Below are 14,315 nucleotides of genomic sequence, written 5' to 3'. Positions count from 1 at the left end.
AACGCCACATCACATATCTTATGAATTCATCTTCACACATTACGCTGTCGGGTGCTCCCGAAGGGTTCGACGCCAAGTTGCTTTTGGCCGAACTTGAAAAATCAGCAACGCCTCTGATCCATATTGCGCGCGATGATAAACGCATGGCCGCGATGCAAGAGGCCTTGCGGTTTTTTGCGCCAGATATGCCCGTGATCGTTTTTCCGGGGTGGGATTGTCTACCCTATGACCGTGTCTCACCCAATGCGGATATTTCTGCTGCGCGCATGGCGACATTGGCAGGCCTTGTGCATGAGATGCCCAAGCGTTTCATTCTGCTTACCACTTTGGGGGCCGCCACACAGCGCGTGCCTGCACGTTCAATCCTACGCGACGCCGCATGGAGCGCCCAAGTAGGCGCGCGTGTTGATGAAAAAGGTCTGCGTAATTTCCTTGTGCGCATGGGGTTTGTCCAAAGCCCCACAGTGATGGAGCCGGGCGATTATGCCGTGCGGGGCGGTATTATTGATATCTATCCACCCGGTGATATGGGGCCTGTACGCCTTGATCTGTTTGGCGACGTGTTAGATGGCGCGCGCCGTTTTGATCCTGCAACCCAGCGCACCACTGAAAAGCTGGAGCTGGTCGAACTTGCGCCCGTCTCCGAGGTTATCTTAGACGAGGCGGCGATCACACGTTTTCGCCAAAACTACCGGATCGAATTTGGTGCGGCGGGTTCGGATGACCCTCTGTATGAGGCAATCTCGGCTGGGCGCAAACATCAAGGCGCCGAGCATTGGCTGTCGCTTTACTATGATGAGCTTGAGACGCTGTTTGATTACCTGCCAAAGGCGAGTGTTTCGCTGGATGATCAGCTGACTGCGATGCGACTTGCGCGGTGGGACAGTGTTGCGGATCAATACGAGACACGCAAAATCGCCATGACGCACCGCTCTAAGATGGACAGCGTCTATAAACCCGCGCCTGCTGAAGGGCTGTATCTGGATGATGAAGCGTGGGAGCTGGCCATCGCGGACCGCCGCGTGCTTCAGCTAGCGCCATTGCCACAGCCGACGGGCCCGAATGTTTTGGATGCGGATGGCCGTATCGGGCGCAATTTCGCACCAGAACGCCAGCAGGAATCTATTAGCCTTTTTGGGGCCTTAGCGTCCCATATTAAAGCAAAGATGGAGCTGGGTCCGGTTCTGATCGCGAGCTACTCAGAAGGCGCGCGCGAGCGCCTGACGGGATTGATCGAAGACGAAGGCCTTGCCGAAGCCGTCCCTGTACCCAACGCAACACGTATCGGTAAACGTGGGCTGCATTTGGCTGTTTGGGCGCTGGAGCACGGGTTTGAAGCACCGCTCACTAAATCCACCGATCCTGCACGCCTGACCGTCATTTCTGAACAAGACGTTCTGGGGGATCGCCTGATCCGCCGTCCAAAACGCAAGCGGCGGGCCGAGAACTTTTTATCAGAGGTGCAAAGCCTCACGCCTAACGATCTGGTGGTCCACGTGGATCACGGCATTGGGCGCTATCTGGGCATGGAGGTGATCACCGCAATTGGCGCTGCGCATGAGTGCCTCGTTTTGGAATATGCCGAAAGATCAAAGCTGTATCTGCCTGTTGAGAACATCGAACTGCTCAGCAGATATGGCCATGAAGAAGGCCTGCTCGACAAGTTGGGTGGCGGTGCGTGGCAATCCAAAAAGGCCAAACTTAAAGAGCGCATTCGCGATATGGCGGACAAGCTGATCCGCATCGCCGCCGAGCGCGCCCTACGCCGCGCGCCTGTGCTGGAGCCACCCCCCGGTATGTGGGACGCATTTTCGGCGCGCTTCCCATATCAGGAAACTGATGACCAGCTGAGCGCTATTGGCGATGTGATTGACGATCTGACATCGGGTAATCCGATGGACCGTCTTGTGGTGGGTGATGTTGGCTTTGGTAAGACCGAAGTAGCGATGCGCGCGGCCTTTGTTGCGGCGATGTCTGGCGTACAGGTGGCCGTAGTTGCGCCCACCACGCTGCTGGCGCGCCAACACTACAAAAGCTTTGCCGAGCGTTTCCGCGGTTTCCCGATTGAGGTGCGCCAACTGAGCCGGTTTGTCAGCGCAAAAGACGCCACCCTGACGCGGGATGGGATCACAAAGGGCACAGTTGATATTGTCATTGGCACCCATGCGCTGCTGGCAAAAACCATCAAATTTAGAGACCTAGGCCTGTTGGTTATCGACGAAGAACAGCACTTTGGGGTGGGGCACAAGGAACGCTTGAAGGCCATGCGCACCGATGTGCACGTGCTGACGCTGACCGCCACGCCGATCCCGCGCACGTTGCAATTGTCCCTCACTGGGGTGCGTGACCTTAGCATTATCGGCACGCCGCCTGTGGACCGCCTAAGCATCCGCACCTACGTGAGCGAGTTTGACACCGTCACCCTGCGTGAAGCACTGCTGCGCGAACATTATCGAGGTGGTCAGTCGTTTTATGTGGTGCCGCGCATCAGTGATCTCCCCGAGATTGAGGCGTTCCTGAAGGCACAACTTCCTGAATTGAGCTACGTTATTGCCCACGGCCAGATGGCCGCAGGTGAGCTGGATGACCGCATGAACGCCTTTTATGACGGCAGCTATGACATCCTGCTGGCGACGACGATTGTCGAAAGTGGCCTTGATATTCCGACGGCAAACACGATGATTATACACCGCGCGGATATGTTTGGCCTTGCGCAGTTGTACCAGATCAGGGGCCGTGTTGGGCGTTCAAAAACCCGCGCCTATGCCTACCTGACCACTAAACCACGTGCCAAGCTGACAACGCTTGCTGAGAAACGCCTGCGCGTAATTGGATCACTTGATACACTGGGTGCTGGTTTCACACTGGCATCTCAGGACCTTGATATTCGTGGTGCGGGCAACCTACTGGGCGAAGAGCAATCAGGCCAGATGCGTGATGTGGGCTTTGAGTTGTATCAATCCATGCTGGAGGACGCGATTGCCAAGATCCGCTCAGGCGAGCTGGAAGGCGTTGTCGATAATGACGGCCAGTGGGCGCCGCAGATCAACCTTGGCGTGCCTGTCTTGATCCCTGAGGCGTACGTGCCTGATCTTGATGTGCGCCTTGGCCTGTATCGTCGCCTGTCCGAGCTGACTACCAAGGTTGAGCTGGAAGGCTTTGCTGCCGAGCTGATTGACCGCTTTGGCAAGCTACCGCGCGAAGTGAATACACTGATGTTGGTTGTCCGGATCAAAGCGATGTGTAAACGGGCGGGCATTGCCAAGCTTGACGGCGGACCAAAGGGCGCGACGATCCAGTTCCACAATGACAAATTCGCCTCGCCCGAAGGGCTGGTTCAGTTCATTCAAGACCAACGCGGCCTTGCCAAGGTGAAAGACAACAAGATCGTTGTGCGCCGTGATTGGAAGACTGACACGGATAAGATCAAAGGTGGTTTTGCGATTGCACGCGATCTGGCCGAACACGTCATTGCGAAACAAAAAGCTGCTAAAAAGGCAAAAGCGAAGGCGACTTAACCAGTCGCCTCGCGCTGCACGGCTTTTGCCATCCACAACATACCTGCAAAAGCGAACACTGCCAGAACCAGAATGGAAACGAATAGCATCCGTTCATTGCCGGGGAACATGGTGCCAATCGGTGCAGAGACCATGACCGCGCCGATGGTTGCAAATGCCCCCATTACAGAGGCCGCCATGCCAGCGATATGGCCCATAGGCTCCATCGCCATTGCATTAAGATTGCCGATTGTCATACCCGCCTGAAAGAAGATGCAAGTTTGCCAAAACACGAAGAAATAGAAGCCATAAACGCCAGTTCCCATGTCGAAGAGGGCGAATGCGCCTGACAGTAAAACTTGAATGCCTAAGGTCACAGTGACCAATCGGTGCATCCCGAACCGCACAACCAGTAGTGCATTCAGCAGACTGGCCGTTCCTGCGACCAAGGCGACTGCGAAGAACCAAAACGGAAACTCATCGCCGCGGTCATACACCATGTCATAGACCTGTTGGACCAGCATAAGCGTTACAAACAACATCGAAGAGACGAGCGTTTGCACAATGACAGACATCCGCACAATCGGATGTTTTGCCATCTCTTTTACAGCAGAAAACATAAGGGGCAGGCGCAGTGGCCTGCGGTTTTCGGTGGGCAGGGTTTCGGGCAAGCGCACAGCAACCCACGTGGACAAAATCAAAGAAAACACGATGAAGGCCGCGAATATTGCGCGCCAGCCTGCCAGTGAGATGATCACTGAGCCAAGCAGCGGGGCAACTGCCGGAACAAGGGTAAAGATCATCATCACAACTGATACAACCTGTGCCATTTGACGGCCTGCGAAGCGGTCGCGGATCACCGCAATGCCAACAACGCGTGGGCCTGCAGCCCCCAATCCCTGGATGGCGCGCCCAAGCAATACCATCTCTAGGCTTTGGCTGGCCCAAGCCAGTGCGGCACCTAGGATATACAATCCGCTGGACACCAGAATGACCCGTTTACGTCCAAACGCATCAGACAGTGGTCCTGTGAAGAACGTACCCAAACCGAGACCAAACAGGAACATACTCAGAATAAGGGGTGCATTTTCAGGGGCATCGGGAGACAGCTCAAGGCCGATTTCGGGCAAAGCGGGCAGCATCGCATCAATGGAAAATGCAATAGAAGCCATCAGCATGGCCATAAGAGCCACAAATTCTGTGCGGCCCATTTTAAACGTATCTGTTGAAGGGGGCACGCGGCGCTCCGATGTGCAAAGTAAGAAAATAATGTATTTCTTATGCAGGAGTAACTTCGGGGCGCAGCATTGGCAATCGCAAAGAGATTTTCAGTTAGGGATCAATACCCTGAGGCAACCCGAACCCCTTGTTCTGGAACCGCATGGAAAGGCCTGCGCGCGCCAATGATTTCTGAACGCGGCACATAGACTACCTGCGTGACGTCCTCAAACTGGTCAAACTGGCCTGTCCACGCCTCGTCCATGGCAAAGACAGATACGTTGTAGTTCACGATGTCGGTGTATTTCTGGTCCCAGTCCTGCTCAGCAATGACACGGCTGACAAATCGGCAGCTTTCCAGCATCAGGCGGCGTTGAGAATATGACGTGACGGCTGGCACGCCCATCTTTTCGTTATACGCGTCGGTGGAACAGCCTACGATCAATTCTGATCCCATCATCGACAGTCGTTGTAGCAATCGCGCATGGCCCTGATGAAACAGATCAAACGATCCATAAGTAAGCACAACACGCGAAGACATAGGGGACACCATCGATAGGACCTTTCTCAATTCACCAAACCCCGCGCAAACGCACGTCATGAGCGGTAAGGCGACAAAACTGTCGCTCACTGAGTAGAAAGGGGGCGTTCCAATGGAACGATTTTCTGATCACTGCCTGCATACCTGCTCAAAGGTATTATTATAGATGAGGCTTTTTGCCTCTTACCTTATTTTCTAAGGCAGAGCGGCCCTGCCGCCTAGGTGTTTTTGACGGCAGAACTGGTATAGAGGCCCTTTTGCAACAGGATCAGGATGATTTTGCTATGTCGGCAATTACCTGTGCCCAAAGCTCGGGTGGCTGTGCGCCGGGTACTGCGTGGCGGCTTCCGATGATGAAAGTCGGTACTGAATTAATGCCCATTTGACGGCTGTGGGCATCGCGGTCGCGGATGTCTTGGGCGTCTTCCTCGGTTGAAAGCAAACGCGCGACAACTGACGCGTCCATCTCGATGCTGTCAGCAATATCCGTGAGGACTTCGGTGTCACCAATGTCGCGGGTGTCCACGAAATAGGCCTTGAACAGGGCCGAAACAGCCGCAGTTTGACGCCCTTCAATACCTGCCCAGTGGATCAAGCGATGCGCGTTCAGTGTGTTTGGCGTGCGCTTCATCCCCTCAAAGTTGATATTGAGGCCCGCTTTTTCAGCGCTCTCCACGACAGGCGCATAGGCCTTTACAGCGCCATCTTTGCCGCCAAATTTTCCCTCAAGGTACGCGCGCCGTCCCATTCCCTCGGCGGGCATGTCGGGATTAAGTTGGAAGGGATGCCACTCAATCTGGAATGGATGGTTTGGATGTGCAGCAAGGGCGCGGTCCAGATGTGCCTTGCCGATATAGCACCAAGGGCAAATCGGGTCGGACATGATATCAAGCTTGACGGGTTCGGTCATCGGGAGGCCTCATATTGCTGGCGCAGCGCACGGCGCAAGATTTTACCATTCGCTCCCATAGGAAGCTGCGGCAGATGGATGAAAAGACGCGGCTTTTTATAGCGCGCCAGATTGGCTTCGGCATACCTGCGCAGGGCCGCTTCGTCCAGTGGGGCGGCAGCAGTATAGAAGGCCGCGATCACGTATACGTCTTGTTTGACCGCAACTTCGGCGGCGCCAACCGATGTTATGCCGTCAAACCGCGCAAGGCAGGATTCGACCTCAACGGGGGAGACACGAAATCCGCCTGCATTCATCATATCATCGTTGCGACCCAAATATGTGATCTGGAAATCGCTATCCATGCGGCCTTGGTCGCCTGTCAAAAACCAATCCCCTAGCATTTTTGCAGCTGTTTCATCGGGGGCCCCAAGATATCCCAACATAAGGCCGGGATCACTGCGATGGACCGCGATTGTACCTTCCTCGCCCATTTTAACAGGGCCGTTTGCATCCAGTAATGCAATTCGGCGACCCTGTTGTGGACGCCCTAAAACAGTTGGAGCGACGGGGTGATCCGGTCCTGCAGAAATAAAGGTCGAGCATTCGGACATGCCGTAAGCTTCAAAAACCGACGTTCCTGTGACCTCTTCCCAGAGGATGGAAACGGCGGGAGGTAGTTTTTCACCGGCACTCAGCCCGTGGCGCAGGTTGGGCATTTCAGGGATGTCGGTTTGATTCAACAGTTGTCGATAAACACCTGGGGCGGCTGCAAAAATAGTGGCACCGTGGCGCGCAATGAGTGCGGGCAGCTCTTGTGCAGTTGTACCAGCGGTGGGGATCAACGCAGTTGCACCCACGGTCCAAGGGTCCATCAGGCCTGTGCCTAGTGTATAGGTCCAGTTGAACGCCCCTGCGTGTAACATTCTGTCCGTTGGGGCCAGCCCATACCAGTCTTTATGCATCATCTTGCGAGCCCATATGGCGCGGTGTGCATGAACAACGGCGCGGGGTTTGCCAGATGTGCCAGAGGTATAGATGATGTAACCTTCGCGATCAGGATCGCCCATGTGCCATTGTGCAGGTGGCAGTTGGCGCATCCGGCGCAAGGTGGGCAATTCAAGGATGCGTGGATCATCAGGGCAAGCGACATTTGGGTCGCGTAAAATGAGCGCGGGATTAAGCGTTGCAATCATGGGCGCAACTTCACGTTCCGTGAGGGCAGATGCCGTTGGTACAGGAACCATCCCCGCAGCCAATGCGCCGAGATAGGCCAGCGGAAAGTCAACCGTATTGCCAAGTCGCATTAGAATTCGGTCACCGGGTTTTGCGCCCGCCCGCAACAGGCCGGTTGCAGTCCCTAGAACCGCAGCCTTTAGCGCGCCATAGCTCCAATCCTCATCTCCCAGAATCGAAAGCGCTATTTTGTCGGGGACTAACTCTGCTTGGCCCAAGACATGAGCGGCCATGTTGAATGGTTTGGGGCAGGGCGGCGGTGGACCTTGGTCAAAAATCGAGTGCATTTGCATCGCTAGCGCGCACTGCGGCGCGTTGCAAGGTACTGACCACGCCGCTATAGAGAGGGCTATGACTAAAGATGCTGCAAAATCCATGATCCAAATTGCCCGCGAAGACGGTGCGGCCCATACGGTACCGCCTGTTAACTTAGGGGCACGTGTACGCGAGTTGCGTAAGGCGCGGGGCTGGACGCTGGAACAGGCGGCTAGTCAGGCGGGACTTGCCCGTTCGACATTGTCAAAGATTGAAAATGCGCAGATGTCACCGACCTATGATGCGCTGAAAAAATTGGCCGTTGGCCTAGAGATTTCTGTGCCTCAGCTGTTCACGCCGCCAGCGGCAGAGCAGATCAACGGGCGAATGGCGGTCACCAAATCGGGTGAGGGCGCCGCCCAAGCCACCGCAACCTATGAGCACGAATTACTGGCTGACAGTCTGCGTAAGAAGAACATGTTGCCCTACCGCGCGCGTATCCGTGCGCGCCAGATGGAAGAGTTTGATGGTTGGGTGCGCCATGACGGCGAGGAATTCCTGTATGTCCTCACCGGAGTGGTTAAGTTGTATACTGAATTTTACGAACCGATCGAGATGCGCCGCGGCGATAGCGCCTATTATGACGCTGCGATGGGGCACAACGTAATCTCGACCTCGGATGAGGATGCGACAATCTTGTGGGTTACATCACTTACCTAGTAGCGCCTTGAGGCTAAAGTGGCCAATCACCACTGCTACCAGCTGCATCACAATGAAAATCGCGATATGGCCCGGGTAAATACCTGCAAACGTATCTGACCAGCCACGCGCAAAGGTCACAGCTGGATTGGCAAAACTGGTAGATGACGTGAACCAATAGGCCCCCGTGATGTAGATAGCGACCAACTTGGGCACGGCATCAGGGCGTGCGCGCAGCCCACCAAAGATTACAAACAACAGGCCAAGCGTCGCGATGATTTCTGAAAACCATTGCGCCCCCCCAGTACGGTGCATCGTTTGGCTGATCTGCAACACGGGTAAATCAAACATCACATGTGCGGCCCAGACCCCAAGTACCCCGCCCATAACCTGCGCTAGAACAAAAAAGCCCAGCATCGCCGCGCTGAGCTCACCGCGCAAAAAGAACGCAAGACTAACCGCAGGGTTAAAATGCGCGCCAGAAATATGGCCCAGAATGGTGATGATCACAAAAAGCATACATCCCGTGGCAATGGCATTGGCCAACAACGTAATGGCATCATTTCCCTGTGCCAGCGCAACACCCATGATCCCCGATCCAATAACCGAGATGAGCAACATCGCTGTGCCGATAAGTTCTGCAAATACTTTTTGTTTCATGGCAATGTGCTACAGGCCTGCAACTTTTCTTGCAACGCTGCGACTTCAATATCCGCACAAAGACCTTCAGTAAATTTGGCAGCACGCCGCGCTAGGATGTCATAGGCATCTTTAAAGGCGGCTGGTATGTCTTCGAGAGATGCGGCGGCGGGGTCTTCGACCCCCCAATGCGCGCGCGCAGGTGCACCCGGCCACATCGGGCATGTCTCATTGGCGGCCGAACCGCATACGGTAATGACAGCATCCATTTTTGGGGCATCAGGTAGTGCGAAAATATCCCAGCTTTTTGAAGAAAGCCCAGAAACATTAAACCCTTCGGCAGCCAACAGACGTAGTGATTGTGGATGGACCTTACCAGCAGGCTGGCTGCCCGCTGAAAAAGAGGTGATAACGCCGTTCCCCAGCCGCGAAAGCAGGCATTCAAGGAGAATTGAGCGGGCAGAGTTGCCAGTGCACAGTACAAGTATATTCATAGGCCCTGCCTTAAGGCATCAATGATACAGTTTCATGACAGCGCAGGCTACCTGTGGGTTGACCTTATTTGCTATCGTCCCACCACCACGTTTCAGGCATCCACTGAGAACCATCACCGTAGATTGGCAAATATGAAGGGTACTTCATTTCCTTTACATGGGCGACGCGCCCCTCGGTATAGGACCAGAACGGAATGACAAAACGGCCCGCCGTCAGAATGCGGTCCAGGGCGCGGGTCGCAGCAATGAAATCGGCGCTATCACGGGCATTCAGCATGGCATCGATCATGGCGTCGATTGCAGGATTACGCGCGCCCATCAGGTTTCGTGATCCGGGCAAATCTGCGGCATCCGATCCCCAATAGAATTTCTGCTCATTGCCGGGGCTCAGCGAAAGGGCGCGGCGGAAGGTTGTGATGTCAAAATCAAACTCGCCACTGCGTGAGAAATACTGGGCGTCATCCACGGCTTCGATGTCTGCAGCAATACCCAACCGCTCAAGCGCGCGGATGAATAGCGACGCGATTGCAATGTCTTCCGTGCTTCCCTTTGGGATTAGGATCGTAAAGCTGACAGGGGTGCCATCGCCGCGCCGCATTGTACCTTCTTCGACCATATATCCGGCCGCTTCCAATTGGGTCATCGCCGCACGGATACCCGCGCGATTGCGTGCAGACCCATCCGAGACAGGCAAATCATAACCCTCAATTGTGCCAACGGGCAGGGTATCTTGGTAGGGAAGCAGCAGTTCGGCCACACGGCCCTGCGCAGGCCCTTCTTCTTTGCCCAATACGGAATTGGAGAAATACGAAGTAATCCGCGGCTGTGCATTTCCCGTAAGCGTATCGTTGATATACTCGAAATTGAACGCTTGGATCAGCGCATCCCGCACCCGCCAATCATCAAACGGCGCGCGGCGTGTGTTCATCACAAACCCCGTCATGCCGGATGGCTTTTGATGCGGGATGACGGATTTGACTATCCTGCCGCTCGCAATAGCGGGGAAGTTATACTGGCTCTCCCAGCTCTCTGCGTTGAATTCACGCACAGCCGAGATTTCACCCGCCTTGAATCCCTCAAACAGAACCTTCGAGTCACCGTAAAAATCCAATTTGATGCTGTCAAAATTATGCGTGCCGGTCCGAAAGGCAATATCCGCGCCCCAATAGTCAGGGTTCCGGCTGAGCTGAACATACCGGCCCGACTCATATTTCGTGACGGAATAGGGGCCCGATCCTAATGGAATCTCCTGAACAGGGGCACTGACAATATCGCGGCCTTCCCACTGGACCTTGGATAGGATGGGACGCAACCCAGCCAGCAAGGCAAGCTCGCGGTTGTCATTGTTAAATGTCAGACGCACAGAGCGATCACCGGTTTGTTCGATGCTTTCAATCTGACGGTACAGACTGTGGTATTTTGGATGCCCAATTGTTCCAAGCATCTCAAAGCTAAAGATCACGTCTTCTACAGTCAGTGGACTGCCGTCCGAGAATGCTGTGCCTTCACGCAAGGTGAACTCAACCCATGTGCGGTCTTCGTCAGTTTCGACGGTTTCAGCGAGCAGTCCGTACAATGTGAACGGTTCGTCCCAAGAGCGCCCCATGAGGGTCTCGTGGGTAAAGTAGGCCAACTGCCACGGCGCGGTGCCTTTGCGTACAAACGGGTTGAGGCTGTCAAAGCCCCCCGTGTTGCCCAAAGTAATCGCGCCACCCGACAATGCATCCGGATCCGCATAGGGCAAATGTGTGAAGTCCGCTGCCAAAGCAGGCGCACCATACATTGCGATCGCATGTTGCGGTTCAGCCTGTGCACTGATTCCCCAAAGAATCAGTGAAGAGAGGCCCGCAAATCCCCGTGCTCTCGGGAAAAAATCTATAGCCATTTTAGAAACAATCCTGCGCTGCCCTTTTTTTTATTACTCAAACCTCTAACGGGGTCCGGCGGGAGGCGCAAACTTTATGCTTGGCGTTTGGCCTATAATTCCTTATAAAGACCTTACTGCTCGATAGGTTTCTTGCCTGTATGAAACCTGCCTCAATAACTTGACGCCCGCCTTGCGCGGGCGTTTTTTTTTGGCAGATGGTTCGCGATCGCATTTCAACACAGTTTGGAACAAGGTGTTTGGGGGGAATTGATCGCCGTTTATGCACCTTTCGCAGTTGCAGCATTTTCGATAACACCCAACAAACACATTTCAGGAGAACGACAATGGCTCTTACCTATGACCTGACTGGCAAAACTGCCATCATCACTGGCTCCAATTCTGGCATTGGCTTGGGGATCGCGCAGCAACTTGCCAAGGCAGGTGCCGATGTTGTGCTGAACTCATATACTGACAACGACGAAGATCACGCGTTGGCAGAAGCGATTGCCAAAGAAACAGGTGTTAAGGCGCGCTATATCAAAGCGGACATGTCCAAAGGCGATGAATGCCGCAAGCTGATTGAAGACGCAGGCGTGTGCGACATCCTGATCAACAACGCAGGTATCCAGCATGTTGCGCCGATTCCTGATTTTCCAGCGGCTAAATGGGATGCAATCATTGCGATCAACCTCAGCTCGGCGTTTCACACCAGTGCGGTTGCGCTTCCGATGATGCGTGCGGCGGGCTGGGGGCGGATCATTAACGTGGCCTCAGCACACGGCCTGACGGCGTCGCCATACAAATCAGCTTATGTCGCAGCCAAACATGGCATCCTAGGCCTGACAAAAACAACGGCGCTAGAAACAGCCGAAGAAGCAATCACGGCAAATGCCATCTGCCCGGGCTATGTCTTGACCCCACTCGTCGAGAGCCAGATCCCAGACACGATGAAAGAATACGACATGAGCCGCGAAGACGTGATCAAGAATGTCATGCTCAAACGTCAGCCCAGCAAGGAATTTGCGACAGTTGAACAGATGGGCGGGACGGCTGCGTTCTTGTGTTCCTCAGCTGCGGATCAGATCACAGGTACATCCATTAGTGTTGATGGCGGTTGGACCGCTCTTTGATCCACTAGCGCGGTCCTGTTAGGGCCGCGCATTTTTCTCCGATAACAAAGGCGCATGCACATGGCTAAGACCACCAAAAAGATCAATCTTGCCCTTCAGGGCGGCGGTGCGCATGGAGCGTTTACATGGGGCGTCTTGGACCGTCTTCTTCAGGAAGACGACATTGAGATTTGCGCGATGTCTGGCACATCTGCTGGTGCGTTGAATGGTGCGGCGTTAAAGGCTGGCATGACAACTGGCGGGCGCCAAGGCGCGCGCGATAATTTGGAATGGTTGTGGTTGCAGGTTGCTGGCGTCTCTGACCTGCGGATGGGCGATTGGATGGCCCCGTTTGGCCTTCAGGTTCTAGGCAAACAGATCGAAAACAGCATGACATATGCCATGGGCGATGCGGTGTCGCGTATGGTGTCGCCTTATGACTATGGCGCATTCTACAAGAACCCCCTGCGCGAAATTGTTGAGAAATTCGACTATGATCGCGTGTGCGACACCCATGCGCCGCTGTTTTATGTGGGGGCGACGCGTGTTCGAAATGGTAAAATCCGTGTGTTTGAGGGCGACGAGATCGGCCCCGACGCCCTAATGGCCTCGGCCTGTTTACCAACCGTGTTCCAAGCGGTTGAGATGTTTGACAAAACCACCGGCCGAGAAGAAGCGTTTTGGGATGGTGGTTTCACGGGCAACCCCGCGCTATTCCCGCTGTTTGATCCAAAACTGCCGGAAGATATTGTCATCATCAATATCAATCCACTTGAGCGGGACACGGTCCCGACATCCCCACAAGAGATCCAGAACCGCATCAATGAGATCAGCTTTAATTCAAGCTTGTTGCGTGAATTGCGGGCAATCGATTTTGTGCAACGTCTGATCGAAGACGGTACTGTCGACTCAGACAAGATGAGCAGCGTGCGCATTCACATGATTGCGGATGATGTTCTAATGGGGCAGCTTTCGGCGGCGACCAAGGTTGTTCCAAATCCTGCAATCATTGGGCAGTTGAAAGCAGCCGGGATAGAAGCAGCAGAAGCATTTCTGCGCGACGGGGTTGATAATATCGGCAAGCGCAGCAGCGTTAATCTGCGCGAGATGTTCGCCTAAGCGAGGTCGCGCAGATCGGCGATGGGTTCTTCGCCGTCTTCAATCGCTTTTGAGTTAGGGTAGACAAGCCCTGCGGAGATCACCAGTTTCGCCGAGTCTTCAACGGACATGTTCAGTTCGATCACGTCGCGTTTGGGCAAAAACAGTAAAAATCCGGATGTCGGGTTTGGTGTTGTCGGCAAAAATATAGACATCATTACATCGGAAGGGTCTGATTTTTCAGCTATTTCGGCCTTAGCCTCGGTTGAGATGAACCCAATCGCCCAAATTCCCTTGCGGGGGTATTCGATTAAGCAGGCGGTTTCAAAGCTGCGTTCGCTTTGGGCAAAAATCGTCTCAGAGATTTGTTTAATGCCCGAATAGATCGAGCGCACAACAGGTGTCCGCTCAACCAAGCTTTCGGCGGCCCGAATAAATGAGCGCCCGATAAGCCCTTTGGCGATCCATCCCATCAAAATGGTGAACAGCAAAAAGATAACCACGCCAATGCCGCGCACGTTGATCTGGACCGTTGGATCAAGTCCCAAAAGGTCCTGTATCAACCGGTCAGGGTGATATTTGAACGGCACCAACGGCAGTACAAATCCATCAATCCAGCCCACAACGCTCCAGATGAGCCAAATCGTAAGACCAACAGGTGCGATCACCACCAGGCCGGTCAGGAAATTACCCCGTGCACGGCCAATTAAACTGCGCTTGGGGGGCGTTACGGGATCTGGATCAAAAGGGGTATTCATTAGGTCGGCTGCGTC

General features: G+C 54.4%; 12 protein-coding genes. 4 read left to right on the top strand and 8 right to left on the bottom strand.

Annotation, left to right across the window (positions count from 1 at the left end; all coding sequences use genetic code 11):
• The first annotated feature begins 20 nt into the window (after positions 1-20).
• Complete coding sequence (mfd, locus tag V7775_RS15650; protein ID WP_335752842.1) at positions 21-3,518, top strand: transcription-repair coupling factor; 3,498 nt, start codon at positions 21-23, stop codon at positions 3,516-3,518.
• On the opposite strand, the gene V7775_RS15645 is transcribed toward mfd, so the two are convergent.
• From V7775_RS15645 to V7775_RS15630, 4 genes are all read right to left on the bottom strand, one after another.
• Positions 3,515-4,708: a multidrug effflux MFS transporter gene (locus V7775_RS15645; RefSeq protein WP_335752957.1), complete on the bottom strand. Its 1,194-nt coding sequence runs from the start codon at positions 4,706-4,708 to the stop codon at positions 3,515-3,517. The genes mfd and V7775_RS15645 overlap by 4 nt on opposite strands.
• Before the next feature lie 128 nt (positions 4,709-4,836).
• Positions 4,837-5,256 (bottom strand): adenylyltransferase/cytidyltransferase family protein, encoded by a 420-nt coding sequence (locus V7775_RS15640; protein ID WP_335752841.1) that lies wholly within the window; start codon positions 5,254-5,256, stop codon positions 4,837-4,839.
• Between the two features lie 268 nt (positions 5,257-5,524).
• Positions 5,525-6,166, bottom strand: a complete 642-nt coding sequence (locus tag V7775_RS15635) for a DsbA family oxidoreductase (RefSeq protein WP_335752840.1) — start codon at positions 6,164-6,166, stop codon at positions 5,525-5,527.
• Positions 6,163-7,668, bottom strand: a complete 1,506-nt coding sequence (locus V7775_RS15630) for a class I adenylate-forming enzyme family protein (protein WP_335752839.1) — start codon at positions 7,666-7,668, stop codon at positions 6,163-6,165. The genes V7775_RS15635 and V7775_RS15630 overlap by 4 nt, the downstream gene beginning before the upstream one ends.
• A gap of 64 nt (positions 7,669-7,732) precedes the next feature.
• On the opposite strand from V7775_RS15630, the gene V7775_RS15625 reads away from it, so the two are divergent.
• Positions 7,733-8,356, top strand: coding sequence for a helix-turn-helix domain-containing protein (locus tag V7775_RS15625; RefSeq protein ID WP_335752838.1), 624 nt, complete (start codon positions 7,733-7,735; stop codon positions 8,354-8,356).
• Here V7775_RS15625 and V7775_RS15620 read toward each other — a convergent pair.
• From V7775_RS15620 to V7775_RS15610, 3 genes are all read right to left on the bottom strand, one after another.
• Positions 8,345-8,995: an MIP/aquaporin family protein gene (locus V7775_RS15620; protein ID WP_335752837.1), complete on the bottom strand. Its 651-nt coding sequence runs from the start codon at positions 8,993-8,995 to the stop codon at positions 8,345-8,347. The two genes, V7775_RS15625 and V7775_RS15620, sit on opposite strands and share 12 nt — an antisense overlap.
• Positions 8,992-9,468, bottom strand: coding sequence for an arsenate reductase ArsC (locus tag V7775_RS15615; RefSeq protein ID WP_335752836.1), 477 nt, complete (start codon positions 9,466-9,468; stop codon positions 8,992-8,994). The genes V7775_RS15620 and V7775_RS15615 overlap by 4 nt, the downstream gene beginning before the upstream one ends.
• Before the next feature lie 64 nt (positions 9,469-9,532).
• The gene (locus V7775_RS15610; RefSeq protein WP_443070136.1) at positions 9,533-11,353 is read right to left on the bottom strand and encodes an extracellular solute-binding protein; all 1,821 of its coding nucleotides are present in this window, start codon (positions 11,351-11,353) and stop codon (positions 9,533-9,535) included.
• 326 nt (positions 11,354-11,679) lie between these two features.
• Between V7775_RS15610 and V7775_RS15605 the strand changes: the two genes are divergently transcribed.
• Complete coding sequence (locus V7775_RS15605) at positions 11,680-12,465, top strand: 3-hydroxybutyrate dehydrogenase (RefSeq protein ID WP_335752835.1); 786 nt, start codon at positions 11,680-11,682, stop codon at positions 12,463-12,465.
• Between the two features lie 60 nt (positions 12,466-12,525).
• Positions 12,526-13,563: a patatin-like phospholipase family protein gene (locus tag V7775_RS15600; protein ID WP_335752834.1), complete on the top strand. Its 1,038-nt coding sequence runs from the start codon at positions 12,526-12,528 to the stop codon at positions 13,561-13,563.
• On the opposite strand, the gene V7775_RS15595 is transcribed toward V7775_RS15600, so the two are convergent.
• A complete protein-coding gene (locus V7775_RS15595) occupies positions 13,560-14,300 on the bottom strand; it encodes a DUF502 domain-containing protein (protein WP_335752833.1) in 741 nt (246 codons plus the stop codon). The genes V7775_RS15600 and V7775_RS15595 overlap by 4 nt on opposite strands.
• Between the last annotated feature and the right edge of the window lie 15 nt (positions 14,301-14,315).

The sequence above is a fragment of the Sulfitobacter sp. genome, assembly GCF_036960155.1.
Taxonomy (GTDB): domain Bacteria; phylum Pseudomonadota; class Alphaproteobacteria; order Rhodobacterales; family Rhodobacteraceae; genus Sulfitobacter.
The sequence above is the reverse complement of the archived record's forward strand: the minus strand, read 5'-3'. Positions and strand labels throughout refer to the sequence as shown.